Origin of the sequence: Sphingomonas sp. 66-10 (assembly GCF_001897045.1) — a bacterium.
In the GTDB taxonomy this organism is placed as follows: Bacteria; Pseudomonadota; Alphaproteobacteria; order Sphingomonadales; family Sphingomonadaceae; genus Sphingomonas; species Sphingomonas lycopersici.
Genome location: NZ_MKRR01000106.1, coordinates 21,223 through 39,591 on the forward strand (window position 1 = coordinate 21,223; position 18,369 = coordinate 39,591).

At 64.8% G+C, this 18,369-nt stretch carries 17 protein-coding genes; 15 read left to right on the forward strand and 2 right to left on the reverse strand.

Translation table 11 applies throughout. The features are described 5' to 3' along the window. Nucleotides 1–81: 81 nt before the first annotated feature. Nucleotides 82–1,110, reverse strand: coding sequence for a bifunctional DNA-binding transcriptional regulator/O6-methylguanine-DNA methyltransferase Ada (gene ada, locus BGN95_RS09790; protein ID WP_286772510.1), 1,029 nt, complete (start codon nt 1,108–1,110; stop codon nt 82–84). 81 nt (nt 1,111–1,191) lie between these two features. Here ada and BGN95_RS09795 point away from each other — a divergent pair, with 81 nt between their 5' ends. The 7 genes from BGN95_RS09795 (at nt 1,192) to BGN95_RS09825 (ending at nt 8,403) form a co-directional block, all read left to right on the forward strand. Further along, a complete protein-coding gene (locus BGN95_RS09795; RefSeq protein ID WP_179513788.1) occupies nt 1,192–1,971 on the forward strand; it encodes an enoyl-CoA hydratase in 780 nt (259 codons plus the stop codon). 144 nt (nt 1,972–2,115) lie between these two features. After that, nucleotides 2,116–2,685 (forward strand): F0F1 ATP synthase subunit delta, encoded by a 570-nt coding sequence (locus BGN95_RS09800; RefSeq protein ID WP_432423331.1) that lies wholly within the window; start codon nt 2,116–2,118, stop codon nt 2,683–2,685. A 5-nt stretch (nt 2,686–2,690) separates the two neighbouring features. After that, the gene (atpA, locus tag BGN95_RS09805; protein WP_179512987.1) at nt 2,691–4,220 is read left to right on the forward strand and encodes a F0F1 ATP synthase subunit alpha; all 1,530 of its coding nucleotides are present in this window, start codon (nt 2,691–2,693) and stop codon (nt 4,218–4,220) included. 48 nt (nt 4,221–4,268) lie between these two features. Continuing rightward, a complete protein-coding gene (locus BGN95_RS09810; RefSeq protein ID WP_286772511.1) occupies nt 4,269–5,147 on the forward strand; it encodes a F0F1 ATP synthase subunit gamma in 879 nt (292 codons plus the stop codon). Nucleotides 5,148–5,171: 24 nt separating this feature from the next. Then, entirely contained in the window at nt 5,172–6,641 is a 1,470-nt protein-coding gene (gene atpD, locus BGN95_RS09815) for a F0F1 ATP synthase subunit beta (RefSeq protein ID WP_286772512.1), read from the forward strand. A gap of 45 nt (nt 6,642–6,686) precedes the next feature. Next, entirely contained in the window at nt 6,687–6,938 is a 252-nt protein-coding gene (locus BGN95_RS09820) for an ATP synthase F1 subunit epsilon (protein ID WP_179512984.1), read from the forward strand. A 292-nt stretch (nt 6,939–7,230) separates the two neighbouring features. Continuing rightward, nucleotides 7,231–8,403, forward strand: coding sequence for a glycosyltransferase family 4 protein (locus BGN95_RS09825; RefSeq protein WP_265268801.1), 1,173 nt, complete (start codon nt 7,231–7,233; stop codon nt 8,401–8,403). Nucleotides 8,404–8,636: 233 nt separating this feature from the next. On the opposite strand, the gene BGN95_RS09830 is transcribed toward BGN95_RS09825, so the two are convergent. Beyond that, the gene (locus BGN95_RS09830) at nt 8,637–9,026 is read right to left on the reverse strand and encodes a hypothetical protein (RefSeq protein ID WP_286772513.1); all 390 of its coding nucleotides are present in this window, start codon (nt 9,024–9,026) and stop codon (nt 8,637–8,639) included. Here BGN95_RS09830 and BGN95_RS09835 point away from each other — a divergent pair. The 8 genes from BGN95_RS09835 to BGN95_RS09870 all read left to right on the forward strand — a co-directional run bounded on the left by BGN95_RS09835 (nt 9,003) and on the right by BGN95_RS09870 (nt 18,264). Continuing rightward, nucleotides 9,003–9,911, forward strand: a complete 909-nt coding sequence (locus BGN95_RS09835) for a glycosyltransferase family 4 protein (RefSeq protein ID WP_286772514.1) — start codon at nt 9,003–9,005, stop codon at nt 9,909–9,911. The genes BGN95_RS09830 and BGN95_RS09835 overlap by 24 nt on opposite strands. Before the next feature lie 115 nt (nt 9,912–10,026). Further along, a complete protein-coding gene (locus tag BGN95_RS09840; RefSeq protein ID WP_286772515.1) occupies nt 10,027–11,814 on the forward strand; it encodes a glycosyltransferase family 9 protein in 1,788 nt (595 codons plus the stop codon). After that, nucleotides 11,814–12,452, forward strand: a complete 639-nt coding sequence (locus BGN95_RS09845; RefSeq protein WP_265268804.1) for a D-glycero-alpha-D-manno-heptose-1,7-bisphosphate 7-phosphatase — start codon at nt 11,814–11,816, stop codon at nt 12,450–12,452. Before BGN95_RS09840 ends, BGN95_RS09845 begins: the two co-directional genes overlap by 1 nt. A gap of 246 nt (nt 12,453–12,698) precedes the next feature. Beyond that, entirely contained in the window at nt 12,699–13,733 is a 1,035-nt protein-coding gene (locus tag BGN95_RS27115) for an AGE family epimerase/isomerase (protein ID WP_353744696.1), read from the forward strand. Between the two features lie 69 nt (nt 13,734–13,802). After that, on the forward strand, nt 13,803–15,275 hold the full coding sequence (gene rfaE1 / locus BGN95_RS09855; protein WP_265268806.1) for a D-glycero-beta-D-manno-heptose-7-phosphate kinase: 1,473 nt from the start codon (nt 13,803–13,805) through the stop codon (nt 15,273–15,275). Between the two features lie 55 nt (nt 15,276–15,330). Beyond that, on the forward strand, nt 15,331–16,302 hold the full coding sequence (gene rfaD, locus BGN95_RS09860) for an ADP-glyceromanno-heptose 6-epimerase (RefSeq protein WP_286772517.1): 972 nt from the start codon (nt 15,331–15,333) through the stop codon (nt 16,300–16,302). Further along, a complete protein-coding gene (locus BGN95_RS09865; RefSeq protein ID WP_286772518.1) occupies nt 16,299–17,474 on the forward strand; it encodes a KpsE/RkpR family capsule polysaccharide export protein in 1,176 nt (391 codons plus the stop codon). The genes rfaD and BGN95_RS09865 overlap by 4 nt, the downstream gene beginning before the upstream one ends. A 58-nt stretch (nt 17,475–17,532) precedes the next feature. Continuing rightward, on the forward strand, nt 17,533–18,264 hold the full coding sequence (locus BGN95_RS09870) for an ABC transporter permease (protein ID WP_286772519.1): 732 nt from the start codon (nt 17,533–17,535) through the stop codon (nt 18,262–18,264). Nucleotides 18,265–18,369 lie beyond the last annotated feature (105 nt).

Below are 18,369 nucleotides of genomic sequence, written 5' to 3' on the forward strand. Positions count from 1 at the left end.
GTTGCGACGCCCGAACGCACTCATACTCACTCGTCCCCCATCATCGGACGAATGAGCTAGGCGCGAAGGCTTTAGATTTGCCTAACCACGCTCCCGCGTCTGGAGCACGCGCTTGCGTTCGAGGCCATAAGCATAGCCCCCCGCGCTGCCGTCGGTGCGCTGCGCGCGGTGGCATGGGATCACCACCGCGACCGGATTGGCACCGCAGGCGCTCCCCGCCGCGCGGACCGCCCCGGGGCTGCCGGCGATCGCCGCCAGCTCGGCGTAAGAGCGCGTCTCGCCCGCGGGGATCGCGCGCAGGGCCTGCCAGATCGCCTCCTGGAACGCGGTGCCGCGCACGTCGAGCGGCAGGTCGTGATCGCGCTCGGGCGATTCGACCGCCGCGACCACCTTCGCCGCGAGCGCAGCGAGCGCCGCGCCGCCCGGCTCGATCGTCGCGCGCGGGAAACGCCGGGCGAGCGCCAGCGCATCCTCGTCGAACGAGACGCGGCACAGCCCCTTGTCGGTCGCCGCGACGAGCAGCGGGCCGAGGCTGGTCGACGCGATCGTCCAGCGGATCGTCACCCCCGCCCCCCCGCGCACCCAGGCGCCGGGCGACATGCCGAGCCGCTTGGCGCCGTGCGCGTAGAAACGGCTCGGGCCGGAATAGCCCGCTTCGTAGATCACCGGGGTCACCCGGTCCTCGTCGCTCAATGCCTCGGCCGCGCGGCGCGCCTTGAGCCCGCGCGCATAGGCCGCCGGGGTCACCCCGGTGGCGCGCTTGAACAGGCGGTGGAAGTGATGCGGGGCATAGCCGACGCGCGCGGCGAGCTCGTCGAGCGGGATCGCCTCCTCGGCGGTCTCGATCGCGGCGACCGCCTCGGCCACCGCGATGCGATCGCGCCCCACTTCGTCGGGCTTGCAGCGCAAGCAGGCGCGATAGCCGGCCTGCGCGGCGGCCGCGCCATCGGCGAAGAAGCTGACATTCTCGCGCCTGGGGTGGCGCGCGGGGCAGCTCGGCTTGCAATAGATGCCGGTGGTGCGCACCGCGACGACGAAGCGCCCGTCGGCGTTGCGATCCCGGCTTTCGAAGGCGGCCCAGGCCGCGGCGGTGTCGATGGCGTCGGTCATGGGCTTGATGTAGGCGCAGTGACCGTCGCGGGCATCCCGTCGCTTGCGATCAAAGCGATCGATAGCAAGAGGAGGCCCGCCATCACCGATCTCGTCCTGGTCGACATCGCCGCGGGGGTCGCCACCGTGACGCTCAACCGCCCCGCGGCGATGAACGCGCTGTCGCTCGCGCTGCGCCGCGCGCTGCACGATGCGATGCGGCGAATCGACGCCGACCCCGATGTGCGCGCGATCGTGCTGACCGGCGCGGGGACGCGCGCCTTCACCGCCGGGCTCGATCTCAAGGAACTCGGCGCCACCGCGGGCGCTCTCGGCGCGGCCAATGCCACCGACGCCAGCGACAATCCGGTCAGGGCGATCGAATCGTGCCGCAAGCCGGTGATCGGCGCGATCAACGGCGTCGCCATCACCGGGGGATTCGAACTGGCGCTGGCCTGCGACATAGTGATCGCGAGCGAAAACGCGCGATTCGCCGATACCCACGCCCGGGTCGGGGTGATGCCCGGCTGGGGGCTCAGCCAAAAGCTCTCGCGACTGATTGGACTCGCGCGCGCGAAGGAACTCTCGCTGAGCGGCAATTTCATCGACGCCGCGACCGCCGAGCGCTGGGGTCTCGTCAATCGCACCGTCCCCGCCGCCGAGCTGCTCCCCGCCGCGCAACGGCTCGCCGCCGATATCGCCAGCGCCGATGCCGACTTCATCGCCGACTATAAGAGGCTGATCGACCAGGGCTTTGCGCTGGCGATGGGGGAGGCGCTGGCGCTGGAGCATCGCGTCTCTTCCGCGGCCAATGCGCGAGTGACCCCGGAGGCGGTCGAAGCGCGACGTGCGGCGGTGCAGGCACGCGGTCGTGCGCAATAACGCAGCCGGCAAAGGATTTGACGCAAGGATTGCATCGCCGCACCCCCTTTGCTACGCGCGCCGCAACCCAAGCGTATAGGTGCGGCAACCGCGCCATCCGTTCGCTCGGGGCAACCCGTGTCGACGACGAGGAAAGCGAATCGCGTGGATAGTTCCAGCGGTATTCAAGGTGGCAGCATCCAGGCGAGCCTGGGCGGACGTTATGCGACCGCGCTGTTCGAACTGGCGGCCGACGCCAAGACGATCGAAACCGTCGAGGCGAGCCTCGGCAAGGTGCGCGCCGCGCTCGATCAGTCGGATGATTTCAAGGCGCTGACCACCTCGCCGGTCGTCGCGCGCGATGCCGCCTCCAAGGCGGTGCTCGCCACCGCGGGCGAGCTGGGGGTCGACCCGACGACCAAGAATTTCCTCGGCGTGCTGGCGCACAATCGCCGCCTCGCCGAGCTGCCGGCGATCATCCGCGCGTTCCGTGCGCTCGCCGCGCGCCACCGGGGCGAAGTCACCGCCGAGGTGACCAGCGCCCATCCGCTCGCCGACGATCAGGTCGCCGAATTGAAGCAGCAGCTGCGCCAGCGAATCGGCCGCGAGGTTTCGGTCGAACTGGCCGTCGATCCGGCGCTGCTCGGCGGGCTTGTCGTCCGCATCGGTTCCCAGATGATCGATTCGTCGATCCGCACCCGTTTGAATGCGCTCGCCAGCGCGATGAAAGGCTGACGTAAATGGATATCCGCGCCGCAGAAATCTCCAAGGTCATCAAGGACCAGATCGCCAATTTCGGCACCGAGGCACAGGTCAGCGAGACCGGCCAGGTGCTGAGCGTCGGTGACGGCATCGCGCGCATCTACGGCCTCGACAACGTCCAGGCGGGCGAAATGGTCGAGTTCGCCAATGGCGTGCAGGGCATGGCGCTCAACCTCGAGGCCGACAACGTCGGCGTCGTGATCTTCGGCACCGATTCGGAGATCAAGGAAGGCGACACCGTCAAGCGCACCGGCACGATCGTCGACGTTCCCGTCGGCAAGGGTCTGCTCGGCCGCGTGGTCGACGGCCTCGGCAACCCGATCGACGGCAAGGGCCCGATCGAGGCGACCGAGCGCCGCCGCGTCGAGGTGAAGGCGCCGGGCATCATCCCGCGCAAGTCGGTCCACGAACCGGTGCAGACCGGGCTCAAGGCGATTGACGCGCTGGTGCCGGTCGGCCGCGGCCAGCGCGAGCTGATCATCGGCGACCGCCAGACCGGCAAGACCGCCGTCGCGATCGACACCTTCATCAACCAGAAGGGCGTCAACAAGGGCAGCGACGAGAGCAAGAAGCTCTATTGCATCTATGTCGCGGTCGGCCAGAAGCGCTCGACCGTCGCGCAGATCGTCCGCCAGCTCGAAGAGAATGGCGCGATGGAATATTCGATCGTCGTCGCCGCCACCGCGTCGGAGCCGGCGCCGCTGCAGTTCCTCGCGCCCTACACCGGCTGCGCGATGGGCGAATATTTCCGCGACAACGGCATGCACGCCGTGATCGTGTATGACGACCTTTCCAAGCAGGCGGTCGCTTATCGTCAGATGTCGCTGCTGCTGCGCCGTCCGCCGGGCCGCGAAGCCTATCCGGGCGACGTTTTCTATCTCCACTCGCGCCTTCTGGAGCGCGCGGCGAAGATGAACGACGCCAACGGCAACGGCTCGCTCACCGCGCTGCCGATCATCGAGACCCAGGCGGGCGACGTGTCGGCGTACATCCCGACCAACGTGATCTCGATCACCGACGGCCAGATCTTCCTCGAAACCGACCTGTTCTTCGCGGGCATCCGCCCGGCGATCAACGTCGGCCTCTCGGTCAGCCGCGTCGGCTCCTCGGCGCAGACCAAGGCGATGAAGAAGGTGTCGGGCTCGATCAAGCTCGAGCTCGCGCAGTATCGCGAAATGGCGGCCTTCGCGCAGTTCGGCTCGGACCTCGACGCCTCGACGCAGAAGCTCTTGAACCGCGGCGCGCGCCTCACCGAGCTGCTCAAGCAGCCGCAGTTCAACCCGCTGCCGTTCGAGGAGCAGACGGTGTCGATCTTCGCCGGCACCAACGGCTATCTCGATACGGTGCCGGTGGCGGACGTGGTGCGGTACGAAGCGGCGATGCTGGCGCATATGCGCGAAGCGCATGCCGACATCCTCACCGCGATCCGCGACAGCCGCGATTTCGGCGACGAGGTGAAGGCCAAGACCAAGGCCGCGCTCGACGCTTTCGCCAAGACGTTCGCGTAACCCGATCGATGGGCTCCCGCCCCGCGCGGGAACACATGAAGGATTGAAATGGCTTCTCTAAAGGCCCTCAAGATCCGCATCGGCTCGGTGAAGTCGACGCAGAAGATCACCAAGGCGATGAAGATGGTCGCCGCCGCCAAGCTGCGCCGTGCGCAGGAGGCTGCCGTTCAGGGCCGCCCCTATGCCGAGCGGCTCGAGGCGGTGATGGCGAGCCTGGCAAGCAAGGTGACGGTGAGCGAAAGCTCGCCCAAGCTGCTCGCCGGCACCGGCAAGGAACAGGTCCACCTCCTGGTCGTCGCGACCTCGGAGCGTGGCCTCGCCGGCGCGTTCAACACCAACATCGTCCGCGCCGCGCGCCGCAAGGCCGCCGAGCTGGAAGCCGCGGGCAAGACCGTGCGTTTCTATATCGCGGGCAAGAAGGGGCGCGTGCTCAGGCGCTTCTTCCCCAACGGTATCGCCGCCGATCATGACATGAGCGCGATCAAGACGGTCGCGTTCGACGATGCGCAGGCGATCGCCAGCGATCTCATCCGCCGCTACGAGGCAGGCGAGTTCGATATCGCGCATCTGTTCTACGCCAAGTTCCAGTCGGCGCTGGTGCAGGAGCCGGTCGGGCAGCAGATCATCCCGGTCGCGGTGCCGACCAGCGTCGAGACCGCCAATGACGGCGGCGCGGCGGTGACCTACGAGCCCGACGAGGAATCGATCCTCGCCGATCTGCTGCCGCGCAACGTCGCGGTGCAGATCTTCCGCGCGCTGCTCGAAAACGCCGCGTCGGAACAGGGCAGCCGCATGACCGCGATGGACAATGCGACGCGCAACGCCGGCGACATGATCAATCGCCTCACGATCCAGTATAACCGCACCCGCCAGGCCGCGATCACGACCGAGCTGGTGGAAATCATCTCCGGCGCGGAAGCGCTCTAAGCTACGAGAAGCAGGAAGGAGAACATGGCCACCGTCCTCGAGGATCCCCCGACCACGGGCAGCACCAATGTGGGCCGCATCAGCCAGGTGATCGGCGCGGTCGTCGACGTGTCGTTCGACACCCACCTGCCGGCGATCCTGTCGGCGCTGGAAACCGACAATAACGGCAACCGGCTGGTGCTCGAGGTCGCGCAGCACCTCGGCGAGAACACCGTTCGCACGATCGCGATGGACTCGACCGAGGGCCTGACCCGCGGCCAGACCGTCACCGACACCGGTGCGCAGATCACCGTGCCGGTCGGCCCGAAGACGCTGGGGCGCATCCTCAACGTCGTCGGCGAGCCGATCGACGAGCGCGGCCCGGTCAATTCGGAGCATCATGCGCCGATCCACGCGCCGGCCCCGTTGTTCGTCGACCAGTCGACCGAAGCCGCGATCCTCGTCACCGGCATCAAGGTGATCGACCTGCTCGCGCCTTATGCCAAGGGCGGCAAGATCGGCCTGTTTGGCGGCGCCGGCGTGGGCAAGACCGTCCTCATCCAGGAACTGATCAACAACATCGCCAAGGGCCACGGCGGCACCTCGGTGTTCGCGGGCGTCGGCGAGCGTACCCGTGAGGGCAACGACCTTTATCACGAATTCCTCGACGCGGGCGTCATCGCCAAGGATGCCGACGGCAATCCGGTGAGCGAAGGCTCGAAGGTCGCGCTGGTGTTCGGCCAGATGAACGAGCCGCCGGGGGCGCGTGCGCGCGTCGCGCTGTCGGGCCTCACCATCGCGGAATATTTCCGCGACCAGGAAGGCCAGGACGTGCTGTTCTTCGTCGACAACATCTTCCGCTTCACCCAGGCGGGCGCGGAAGTGTCGGCGCTGCTCGGTCGTATTCCGTCGGCGGTGGGCTATCAGCCGACGCTGTCGACCGACATGGGCGCGCTGCAGGAGCGCATCACCTCGACCAACAAGGGCTCGATCACCTCGGTGCAGGCGGTGTACGTCCCCGCCGACGACTTGACCGACCCGGCGCCGGCCACCTCGTTCGCCCACCTCGACGCGACGACCGTGCTGAGCCGTGCGATCTCCGAACTCGGCATCTATCCGGCGGTCGACCCGCTCGATTCGACCAGCCGCGTTCTCGAGCCGCGCGTCGTCGGTCAGGAGCATTACGAGACGGCGCGCGCCGTCCAGTCGATCCTCCAGAAGTACAAGAGCCTGCAGGACATCATCGCGATCCTCGGCATGGACGAGCTGTCCGAAGAGGATAAGCTGACCGTCAGCCGCGCGCGCAAGATCCAGAAGTTCCTGTCGCAGCCGTTCCACGTCGCCGAAGTGTTCACCAACATCCCGGGCAAGTTCGTCCAGCTTGAGGATACGGTGCGCTCGTTCAAGGCGGTGGTGAACGGCGAGTACGACCACCTGCCCGAAGCCGCTTTCTACATGGTCGGCGGCATCGACGAAGTGGTCGCCAAGGCCGAGAAGCTCGCGCAGGACGCGTAACGGGAAATGCTCCCCTCCCCCGCGGGGGAGGGGCGGAGATTTGTGATGCTGCATTTCGAACTCGTCACCCCCGAACGGTTGATCCGGTCCGAGGCGGTGCATATGGTCACCGTTCCCGGTTCCGAGGGCGATTTCGCGGTGCTCGAGGGACACGCCCCGCTGATGTCGACGATCCGCGACGGCGAATTGCTCGTCCAGCGCACCGCCGGCGGCCAGCCCGAGGCGATCGCGATCCGCGGCGGCTTCGCCGAGGTCAATGCCAAGGGGCTGACCGTGCTCGCCGAGCACGCGGGCTGAAACGCCCCTACACCCTGAAGTGATCGGACGGGCGCGCCGCACGTTGCGGGGCGCCCGTTTTCATTCGGGATTGTAGCCGGAAAGCAGAGAGCGCCTTCGCCCCCGATCCGCCCGGGCCAAGTCGCCGGATCAGCTTTTTCCCAACGGCGTTACAAGCTCTCTCAACGCACGGCTCGGCTCGACGCGGCAATCCGGTTCCCGTCCGCCGCAACGCTCGAACCAACGCCTTTAACCTTGTTCGATCCCGTAACGCCCCTGTATCGAGCCCGCGCAAGTGAGGACGGTTTGGCCAATGCCATTAGTGTGTATCGATTGCAGATATATCGGGCCGAAACCGAGCGGAATCGCAAAAGTCGTCCAGGCACTGGTTGATTGGGTTCCTGAACTTGCGCCCGATCTCGACTTCCTATTACTCAAGAATCCGAAATTTACAGGGCAATTGTCCACGGCCGGCAATGTCACCGAAGCCGTCGTGAACGCCGCGGCGAACAGCCCGACGACGATGTGGCGTCTGCCGGCAGTTGTGGATCTCTCCCAAGTCGATCTCTTTCACGCGACATTCAACATCATGCCGGCCCGATTGCGGATGCCCTGCGTCACAACGGTGCACGACATCATGTGGCTGACAAATCCCGAATGGTGCAATTCGCGTTTCTCGTCTCTGCTGGAGAGGTTCTTCTATCAGCACGGCATTCGACGCGCGCTCGAGCGATCCGCGGCGATCGCCACGGTCAGCGAGGCAAGCCGGCACGCGATCGAAGGTTATGCACCGCAGGCGGCGGACCGCATCGCGGTTACGCCGCTCGGCATATCGTCCGCCTACCGGGAGATCGCCTATCGGCCCGAGGACCTCAGCCGCCTGGGGCTGGCACCCGATCGGCCGTTCATCCTGTGCGTCGGCCAATATGTGCCCTACAAAAATCACGAGGGCGCATTGCGGATATTCGCCGAAGCGACGGAATCGCTCGACCATGTGGACCTGGTTTTCGTCCAGCGGCTCAACCGCCGCTCCGATGGCCTACGCCGTCTGGCGACGAGCCTCGGCATTGCCCATCGGGTTCGTTTCCTGCCGCTCGTCGAGCAGCGCGATCTTACGTTGCTGTTCAACGCCGCGAAAGCGCTGCTCCACCCCTCCTATTGCGAGGGTTTCGGTTTACCGCTGGCGGAGGCAATGGCCTGCGGCTGCCCGGTCGTGACGAGCGGCCGGTCCGCAATGCTGGAGGTCGTCGGAGAGGCGGGATTGCTCGCCGACCCCGACGACGTTCACGCGATGGCCGCGGCGCTGCGGCGTGTCATCGAAAATTCATCGCTTGCTGCCACGCTGAAGCAAAAGGGGCTTCAAAGGGCGGTGCGCTTCGAATGGCGTCGGTTCGCGCACGACAATCTGGACGTCTATCGGCGGGTTCTGCGGCGAACTCCCGAAATTCGGGCCGAAATGAAGGTTAATCGAATGCGGGCCAATTGACGCTCGACAGGATGGGCGAATAAGGGCAGATTCCCGTAGCGTAGGAGTTTTTGTGCGAGGCGGAACCGATATGGATATGTTATTTTCCAGCCCGCATAAGCAGCGCGCATCCGATGTCGCCGCTGCATCTATCCTAAGCGAAGGGAACTCATCCGATAGCGGCCATTATGAGGTGATGGTAAGTCGAGCATTACGCTCGACCGCACGCTGATAGTTTCTCAGGTCGAATACGCCTAAGCATGCTGGAACGCGAATTCGTACTTGATGTGAGCCGCCTTATTTGGCGAAGCTGGTCGCGCCGGCTGGCGACGGGGATAGATCGGGTCTGCTATGCCTATCTGGAAAATTTCCGGGAGCGATCGCAGGCGCTCGTCCAATATCGCGGCATTCCACGCATTCTTTCGGTGAAGCATTCCGAAAGACTGTTCGACATGCTTCTCGACGACGATGAGAATTTCAAGGCCAGGTTGCTCGCGCTTGCGCCGGCAGCCTTGGCGGCCGGGAAGACCAGATTCGATTGCGGCGGCGCTTTCTACCTCAATGTCGGACACACCGATGTCGATCTCGATCGGCTCGTTCGCTGGGTCGGCGAGAATCGGTTGCGGGCCATATATCTGATCCACGACCTGATCCCGCTGACGCATTCGGAATTCTGCAATCCCAGCTCGGTCGACCGGCACCGCGGCCGCGTGACGAACGCGATCGCTCATGCCGCCGGCATCATCACCAATTCCGAGGCGTCAACCCAGGAACTGCAGCGTTTCGCGGAACTTGAGGGGCTCCGAACCCCACCGGTGATCGCCGCATGGCTGGCGGGCGCGCAATTCGCGCGGCCTCAGGCGATCCCGTTCAAGGCGCCGCAGCATTTCGTATGCGTGGGAACGATCGAAGCGCGGAAGAACCATTATCTCCTGCTGCAGATCTGGCGACGGCTCGCAGAGCGCCTGGGCGAGGCGACGCCGAAGCTGGTGATCATCGGGCAAAAAGGCGCGCAGGCAAGCCACGTCGAGGGCATGCTCGAGCGGTGCCACATCATCGGCGACCATGTGGTCACGCTTTCGCATTGCGGCGACGAGGAATTGGGTCGCTGGATGGCGACCGCGCGTGCGTTGCTCATGCCATCGTTCGCCGAGGGCTTCGGGCTGCCGCTGGTCGAGGCGCTGCAGGTCGGCACCCCGGTCATCGCCAGCGATCTGCCTTGTTTCCGCGAGATCGGCGAGGGCATTCCGACGCTGCTCGATCCGCTCGACGCGGTTTCCTGGGAGCGCACGATCCTCTCGTTCCTCGAAAACGGGCCGGATCGCAGCCGCCAGCTCCGGCTCTTGCGCGACTATCAGGCGCCGAGTTGGAAAAACCATTTCGACGGCGTCGAAAGTTGGCTGAAAACGCTGCCGCATCATGAAGCGCATCATCTGGAGCCGGTGTCGCGCGGTGCCCGTTCGTCGGGTGGCAATTCAAAGGCATCGCTGGAAGGTCGGGCGGTCGCGATCGATGGGGCGGATTTCTGATGTCTCGTTGTCAGCCGCACCATGATCGAATCGCGTTGACGCCCGGTCAGTTGCGGCGGGGCGACTGGTCTGTTCATGACAAAGGAGCCGCCTCTCGCCCGGCGGGACGGTAACGGTGGAGTTCATCACCCGCGTGGCCCGGCAGGACGAAGATCCGGACTTGCTGGCGCGCTTCTTCGCCGAATTTCTCGACGAGAGCAGCTTTTCCGAATTTCGCAGAATCGAGCGCGTGTTCGCGCGTCTGCGCGATCAGGGATCGACCGTCTCGGGCTATCCGATCATCCGCCCGAGCGATTGCGGACGGATCACCGAATCACTCAGCGGTTTTTTCGAACAGTGCAGGCCGCAGTTTCGCACCCGCGACGCGAGCATCACCGCGCGATTCGAAGAAATCATCGGCGCATTTCATGCCTTTTGCCGCTCGGTCTATCCCAGCGAGGCGACCGCGGTCCTTGTACTGCGCGGCAAGGTGCTGCTCTTCATGGGCAGGACCGAACGGGTGCTGGATCTCGTATCCCACCTTGTGCTGCGCCCCTATGCCGTCGAAAACGTGAAACATTGCGCCGAACTCACGGAGCTGTTCGCCCAAGCACATCTGCAACAGGGAACGGTGCCGGCCGAGCCGCTTTCCCATATCGCGTTCGGCGCGTGGCTGTCGGCACAGGCAAACGGGTGGGCGGCTTTCCCTCGCCCGTCACGTAACGTCGAAGCGGACGAGGGCGGGGCCGCGCAGACCAACAAGCGGTCGATCTTCGCCGTCGCAATCAGGATGGCGCCTTATGTCAACCGCGAGCCGGCCGGCGACAGCGCCCGGCTGCGCTCGGCGCTGATCCGCTGGGCGTCCGCGGGCTATCTGCGCGCCGCGCGCGGCCATATCGGGATTCGCCGCAATATCGCCGCTTTTGCGATGCGCTGGTTGTATCAGGCGACGATGACGTTCGGCTACTGGACATTGCGCCGACCGTCCCGCTTCAGCTCGCCATTCTCGCTGCGCATGAATCGGAAGGGCACGACACTCGTCACGCGGGCGATGGGCGGAATCGGCGATCTGCTGATGATGGAGCCCGGCCTTGAGGCGCTCGCCCGGCGTCAAAAAACGCCGGTCGATTTCGCGATCCCGCGGAAATTCTTTCCCGTCTTCGCCAATAATCCGCACGTTCGGCTGATCGACATTGACGGGCCGCCTATCGATATCTCCCGCTACCGCCGCTTCGTCAACCTCAGCCTATGCCCCGCGGGCCGCTACGAAAGCGGAGCGCGGCCGTATGTGAAGCGCGGCCGGGTCGAAATTTTCGCTGCGGCGATGGGCGTCCGCCGCGCCGAACTGAAAGCGCAGGGCTGGCGCATCAATTCGTTCGGGAATGCCGAGGAAGCCGCATTCTGTGATGCCTTCCTGATCGAAAAGGGCTTGGGCGCGCGGCCGATCGTCGGTGTGCAGCCTTATTCACGCGACAGCTACAAAGATCATCCCGCCATCGGCGAGATCATCTCGGCGCTAGCGCAACATTATGACGTCCTGATTTTCCATCATGTCGGTGAGGGCTTGCCGCAGGGGCCGGGGATCGTCACGACCGCCGGCGTCGCATTGGCCAATTCGCTGGCACTCGTTTCGCGGATCGAAGCCATGGTGTGCGTCGACAGCGCATTTCTCCACGCAGCCGCGGCGCACGACGTTCCGACGGTCGCGCTCTTCGGTCCGACCGACGCGCGTACCTTTACCCGCCATCATCGCAACGTCACCATTTTGTGGAAACCGCAAACCTTTGGGTGCGTCCCTTGCTGGCGTAACGAAGATATGCCCTGCCAGATAACCCGGCGCCGCTCGCTCAGCCCCTGCCTGGCCGCGATTACGGCCGACGAGGTACTCGACGCGGTGGCTGGTGCGATCGGGCCGGCGCGGTGATGGCGCGGGAAGACGGTCTGGCGCAATGGGTCAACATTGCATCGCGCCCCGCCGCGGGCACGCCCGCGCTGTTCCTCGATCGCGACGGAACGATCATCGAGAATATCGCCTATCTGTCGGATCCTGAGGCGGTTTCCCTCATTCCTGGCGCGCTCGAGACGATTGGCACGTTCCGCGCGGCCGGTTTCGCCGTCATCATCGTCACGAACCAGTCGGGCGTGGCGCGCGGACTCGTCAGCCCCGAACAATATCACGCCGTCGACTCCGCCGTGCTCGAACGACTGGGATCGGGCGCGGTCGATGCCTCTTATGCCTGTCCGTTCCACCTTGAAGGGCGCGATCCCTACGCGGTCGACCATCCCTGGCGAAAGCCGCGAGGCGGGATGATCAGGGCCGCCGCGGAGGATCTGCAGCTGGATCTGGCCGGATCGATCATGGTGGGCGATAGCCTGACCGACATCGTCGCCGCGGCTGACGCCGGCGTCGGTCACGCGATACATGTTCTAACCGGCCACGGTGCCAGGGAGCGCGCAGCGGTCGAGCAGTGGATTGCCGAGCAACGACGTGACGGCTTCGGCCCGCGCGTCAAATGCGTCGCGAGCATCGCGGAACTCGAGCCTGGGCGAATCGTATCATGACACCATTTCTTGCTGCCCGGCGTTGTGTGGCGGCCCGTCACATCAGGAACGGTTGACGAGATGCACGCAACCAACCTGCGCCGCACCGATATCGACACGCGCTTCGAGCCGTGGTCGTGGCTGCGTGCATTCGACTATGATCGCCTGCTTCATCCAGATCCCGCGCAGTTGGCCGGCCCGCCGGTCTTTGAGCGATTTGACTGGTCGGGGCGCCCGGTCGAGCCTGGCTTCCGCCGGGTCAGGGTGATGGCCCGACAGACCTATGTGCTGAGTCATGCGGCGATCGGCGGGATGCAAGCGGCAGCATCCGCTGCGCCGCGTGCCGCGCGCGCCTTGATGGAACATGGCGTGGAAGACGGGCAATTCCTTTGCCTGCTCGCGCCGGACGGTTCCGTGCTCGATCCCGCCGCCGACCTGTACGATATTGCCTTCGGGCTCTTCGCGATGGCCTGGTGGTACCGTTTTTCGGGTGATAGGCGCGCGTTGTTCGTCGCGGAGGAATCGATCGCGAACCTGCGCTTGCTGCTTGCAAGCCCTTCGGGCCGCGGTTTCGTCGCGCGAGCGGACAAGGCGGGGCCGCATCAGCAGAACCCGCATATGCACCTCTTCGAGGCGGCGATCTTTCTCGCGGCATTTTCCGGACGGCCAGCGTTTCGCGCCCTGGCCGACGACCTTTTCGCACTGGCGGAGGATGTTCTGATCGACCGCGCGACATCCACGCTGGCGGAATTCTTCGACGACGCGTGGCGGCCGCTTGGCATCGATGGCCCGATACGCATCGAACCTGGGCACCATTATGAATGGGTGTGGCTCCTGCATCGATATGGTGCTTTGGCGAACCAGCCACGCGCTTATGCCATCGCCGACAAATTGTTCGATTTCGCTTTGCGGCACGGCCATGATCCGCAGACCGGGCTTGTGCTTTCCGCCGTATCGCCGGCCGGAAAGTCGATCGCGACGGATTTGCGCGTGTGGCCGAACACGGAATTCCTCAAGGCGCAGATCGCGATGCGCGAACGCCACAACAGCGGCCCCGGATTCGACGCGGCCGCGATCGACGCCAACCTCGATCGCATCTCCGCCTATTTCCTGACGTCGCAGCCTTCCGGCCCCGCCGCCCGTCTCGCCAATGGCTTTTGGATCGATTGCCTCGAGGGCGATAGCTACCGTGCTAAATCCGATCATGTGCCGGCATCGACGCTCTATCATCTCTTTTTCGCTTTCGCCGAGCTGCTTCGTCATCGCAGCGGGCACGGGCATTTCAGCGGGCTTCCGTGGTGAGCTTGCCGTTGGCGTGAATTGCCGTCATCGCCGGACATTCGAGTATCAACGCGAATAGCGAGACCCAAAGTGTCGACTTCCCTTCCGCAGCGCTTCTCGTTCGACGACGCCCGCGTGCTCGTCATCGGCGACGTGATGCTCGACAAATTTCGTTATGGCACCGTGACCAGAATCTCTCCCGAGGCGCCGGTCCCGGTCATGCATGTCGCGAGCGAACGGACCATGCTGGGCGGCGCGGGCAATGTTCTGGCGAACCTCGTCGCGCTGCAATGCGAGTGCGGATTGATCGCCATGATCGGCGCCGATGATGCCGGGCGGCATTGCCGGCAGATGATCGAAGCGCTGGACGTCGACCCCGAGCTGCTGGTGATCGCACCCGCACGCGTGACGACGCTCAAGACGCGCCTCGTCAGCGGCAGTCAGCAGTTGCTGCGATGCGACGAGGAGGACGCGACCCCGATCGATGCCGCGATCGAAGAACAGCTTATCGCACGTTTCGAGGATGCGCTGGGCGACTATACCGCTGTTGCCATCTCCGACTATGCCAAAGGGGTGTTGAGCGACCGCGTGCTCCGGCACGTGATCGATCGGTGTCGTGAAACGAACGTTCCGGTCATCGTCGATCCCAAAAGGCGCGATCTCGCCGTTTATGCCGGCGCGACCGCGATCAAGCCGAACCGAAGCGAACTGGCCGCCTTCACCGGAACCCCCTGTTCGGACGGCCCCTCGCGCCGCGCCGCCGCCGATCGGGCGATGGAGGCGACGGGCGCCGCCATCTTGCTGACGCTTTCGGAGGACGGGATGGCGCTGTTTCGCCCGGGATCGGCGATGCAGCATTTCCACGCCACGGCGACCGAGGTTTATGATGTATCGGGTGCGGGCGATACCGCGCTCGCGATCTTTTCGGCGGGCATCGCTGCGGGCATGGCCATGGAGGAATCCGCGATGCTGGCGAACGCGGGCGCGGGCGCGGTGGTTCGCAAGCTGGGCACCGCGACGCTGAGCCGCATCGAGCTGGCGGAGGCCGTCGCCGCGGTCGACGGGCGACAGACCGGCGCCATCTGCAGCCGCGCGGAGGCCGCACGGCAGGTGGCGCATTGGAAGCAAGAGGGGTTGCGCGTCGGTTTTACCAACGGCTGTTTCGATATCGTCCACGCAGGCCATATCGAGATATTGCGGCAGGCACGCGCGCGTTGCGACCGGCTCGTCGTCGGGCTCAATAGCGACGCCTCGGTATCACGGCTGAAGGGCCCCGAGCGCCCGATCCAGCCCGAATCGTCGCGCGCGCAGGTACTCGCCGCGATCGATGCGGTCGACCTCGTCGTCGTCTTCGACGAGGATACGCCGCTGGATCTGATTACCGCCCTTTTGCCGACCGAATTGATCAAAGGTGCCGATTATACCGAGGATAAGGTGGTAGGCGCACGCGAGGTCAAGGCCGCTGGTGGCCGGGTTCACCTCATCGATCTGGTCCCGGGGTTGTCGACCACACGCGCGGTCGAGCGCATCCGCCGGCGCGCGGAGCCGGCGGATCAGAGCTGAAGGCCTGTCGGGTGGTTAGTTGGAGCGGAAACGCGAACTCGGGTAACGATCGATCATGATTCTCATTACGGGCGGCGCAGGCTTTATCGGCGCGAACATCGTCACCGCGCTACAAGGCCGGGAACCGATCGCCGTGCTCGACCGGTTCGGCACCGACGACAAATGGAAAAACCTGCGGCACGCGGCGGTGGACCGGTTCGTTTTCCCCGAGGAGCTCGATTCGTTTCTGGCCGAAGACGGCCGGTCGCTGTCGGGCGTCGTCCACATGGGCGCAATCAGCGCCACCACCGAGCGCGATGTCGACCTGATCGTGCGGAGCAACATCCAGCTCAGCCGCACGCTGTGGCATTTCTGCGCGCAACGCGGGATTCCATTCATCTACGCGTCGTCCGCCGCAACCTATGGCGACGGGAGCCTCGGCTTCGACGATCGCTCGGACGAGGATTATCTTGGCCGGTTGCGCCCGCTCAATCCCTATGGGTGGAGCAAACTCGCCTTCGATCGCATGGCGCTGGGCAGCGTGCGTCGCGGCGAGCAGACGCCGCCGCGTTGGGCGGGATTGAAATTCTTCAACGTCTATGGTCCCCGCGAGCAGCACAAGGGCTCGATGCGTTCCGTGATGACCACTCATTTTGAGCATCTGCGCGATGGCGGCAGCCTCAGGCTGTTCCGCTCCGACCGCTCCGATTATCCGGACGGCGGGCAGAAGCGCGATTTCGTCCATGTCGACGATTGCGTGGCGGTGATCGCCTGGATGCTGGACAATGATTTCCCGTCGGATCTCTACAATATAGGGACGGGCAAGGCGCGGACCTGGCTCGATGTCGGCGCGGCCATGTTCGCCGCGCTGGATCGCGAACCGGCAATCGAGTTCATCGACATGCCACCGACCCTCGCGGGGCGTTATCAATATTTCACCGAGGCGCGGATGGCGAAGCTTGCGGCGATCGGCGCCCCCCTTCCCGCCACTGGCCTCACCGACGGCGTTGCGGCGACATATCGCTATCTGGCAGCGGAACGCGAATGAGCGCCGGCCAAACCAAATTGCAGTCGCTCAGCGCGGCGTCCGGCGACAAGCCCGGCGCGGTGCGCGCCTATCTGTCGGCGCATTACGGCCGGGTGCTGTTCGTCCTCGTCTTCATCCTGCCAACGCTGCTTGCGCTGATCTATTTCGGGCTCATCGCATCGGATCGATATATCTCCGAAGCGCGTTTCATCGTCCGCTCCGCCAACAAGCCCGCCGCGCAGGGGGCCGCCGCCTATCTCCAGGATTTCGGCATCATGCGGGCCAATGACGATGCCTTTGCGATCGCCGATTATATCCAGTCCCGCGACCTGATGCGGGCGATCGAGAAAACGATCGATCTGCGGGCCGTCTATACCCGGCCCGGCGCCGACGTGATCAGCCGATTCGGCAGGTTTTCGGCGGACGGGAAAACGGACGAGGCGCTGTTCCGCTATTTCATTCGGCAGGTGACCGTCGAAAAGGATCCGGAAAGCGGAATCACGACGGTGAAGGTCAGCGCCTACCGACCCGAGGACGCCAAGGCGCTCCTCGATCGCATCGTCGAAATGAGCGAGCAACGGGTCAACCAACTCAACGTGCGGGCGCGACGCGACGCGCTTGCCGATTCCGAGCGCGCGCTGAACGAGGCGACGCGCCGGCTGGCGCAGTCCACGGTCGATCTCGCCCGCTACCGTGAAACCGCGGGCACGGTTGATCCCCGCGAGAGCGCGGTCGCGACTGTCGAGCGGGGTTCGTCGCTGCGGCAGGAACTCGCGCAGCTCGTCGTCAACTTACAGACGATGGTGGCGCGCGCGCCAGGCAATCCGGCGATCCCCGCGCTGCGCCAGCGCGTCGCGGCTCTTTCCGCGCAGGTCGCGGCGCAGCAGGGTCAATTGACCGGCGAGCGCGATTCGCTGTCGGGCAAGCTGGGCGGATACGAACAGCAACTCGTCGAACAGGCGATGGCCGAGAAAAGCTATGAAGCGGCGCAGAAGCAATTCGATGACGCGCGCTCCGAAGCGGATCGCCAGCAGGTGTTCATCGAGTTCATCGCACGACCCAATTTGTCGGACGATCCGCTGGAACCGCGCCGCCTGCGCTATATCCTGACCACCGCGCTGCTGGCATTCTGGGCGTTCCTGATCTTCTACCTGCTGCTTTCGGGCAGCCGCGAACATCTGAACATGAGCTAGCGACATGGCGACCACGTTCTTCCCGCGGTTTCGAAAAAAAAGCCGAACGATCAATGCGTTGCTGATCCGCGAGCTGATGGCGCGTTTCGGGCATCACAATATCGGGTTCATGTGGCAGGTAATCGAACCGCTGATGCTTACCCTGGGCGTGATGATCTCCTGGTCGCTCATCTACGGCGAGCGCAACCACGGGGTCCGCGTGATCCCGCTGGTGCTCACCGGCTATACGTTCATGACGCTGTGGCGGCATATGGTCGCCCGTCTCATGCACACCTTCCGCCACGGTTCGGGATTGCTGTTTCACCGCCACGTCAAACCGGCCGACATCCTCGTCGCGCGCGGATTGCTGGAGAGCATCGGGACGATGATCTCCTTCTTCGTGGCCTATATTCCGTTGCAGATGCTCGATCTGATCCCCCCCGTGGACGATTATCTGATCCTGCTCGGCGCCTGGACATTGATGTGCGCATTCACCTTCGGCTTCTCGCTGATCATCACCGCGCTCGCGCATTTCTCGGATGCGTTCGAACGGGTGGTGCAGCCGATCATGTATATCATCCTCCCCCTTACGGGCGTGTTCTACATGGTTTACTGGCTGCCGGCCGCGCTTCGTCCGCTCGTGCTCTGGTCGCCGCTGGTGAACCTCTCGGAGATGTTGAGAGCCGGCTATTTCGGTGCCGAGGTGCCCACCAGCTGGGACGTCAGCTACATCCTTGTGTGGACCGTCGCGGTCAACGCCATCGGTTGGGTATTGGTCCTCAAGGCCCAGCGGCATATCGAGTTGGAATGACGCCAGGATGCAACCCGCGAGCCGAAGCGTGACGACCGAACCGACCGATGCCGCCGCGCGCAACCGGCAGCTCGTGCTGCTCGAGGCGCTGCGGGATTCCGACGA

Bases quoted from the DNA above. Each gene is read 5' to 3' on its own strand.
- ada (WP_286772510.1), bottom strand. From the start codon at position 1,110: ATGACCGACGCCATCGACACCGCCGCGGCCTGGGCCGCCTTCGAAAGC.
- atpA (WP_179512987.1), top strand. From the start codon at position 2,691: ATGGATATCCGCGCCGCAGAAATCTCCAAGGTCATCAAGGACCAGATC.
- BGN95_RS09810 (WP_286772511.1), top strand. From the start codon at position 4,269: ATGGCTTCTCTAAAGGCCCTCAAGATCCGCATCGGCTCGGTGAAGTCG.
- atpD (WP_286772512.1), top strand. From the start codon at position 5,172: ATGGCCACCGTCCTCGAGGATCCCCCGACCACGGGCAGCACCAATGTG.
- BGN95_RS09820 (WP_179512984.1), top strand. From the start codon at position 6,687: ATGCTGCATTTCGAACTCGTCACCCCCGAACGGTTGATCCGGTCCGAG.
- BGN95_RS09825 (WP_265268801.1), top strand. From the start codon at position 7,231: ATGCCATTAGTGTGTATCGATTGCAGATATATCGGGCCGAAACCGAGC.
- BGN95_RS09845 (WP_265268804.1), top strand. From the start codon at position 11,814: ATGGCGCGGGAAGACGGTCTGGCGCAATGGGTCAACATTGCATCGCGC.
- BGN95_RS27115 (WP_353744696.1), top strand. From the start codon at position 12,699: ATGGCCCGACAGACCTATGTGCTGAGTCATGCGGCGATCGGCGGGATG.
- rfaD (WP_286772517.1), top strand. From the start codon at position 15,331: ATGATTCTCATTACGGGCGGCGCAGGCTTTATCGGCGCGAACATCGTC.
- BGN95_RS09865 (WP_286772518.1), top strand. From the start codon at position 16,299: ATGAGCGCCGGCCAAACCAAATTGCAGTCGCTCAGCGCGGCGTCCGGC.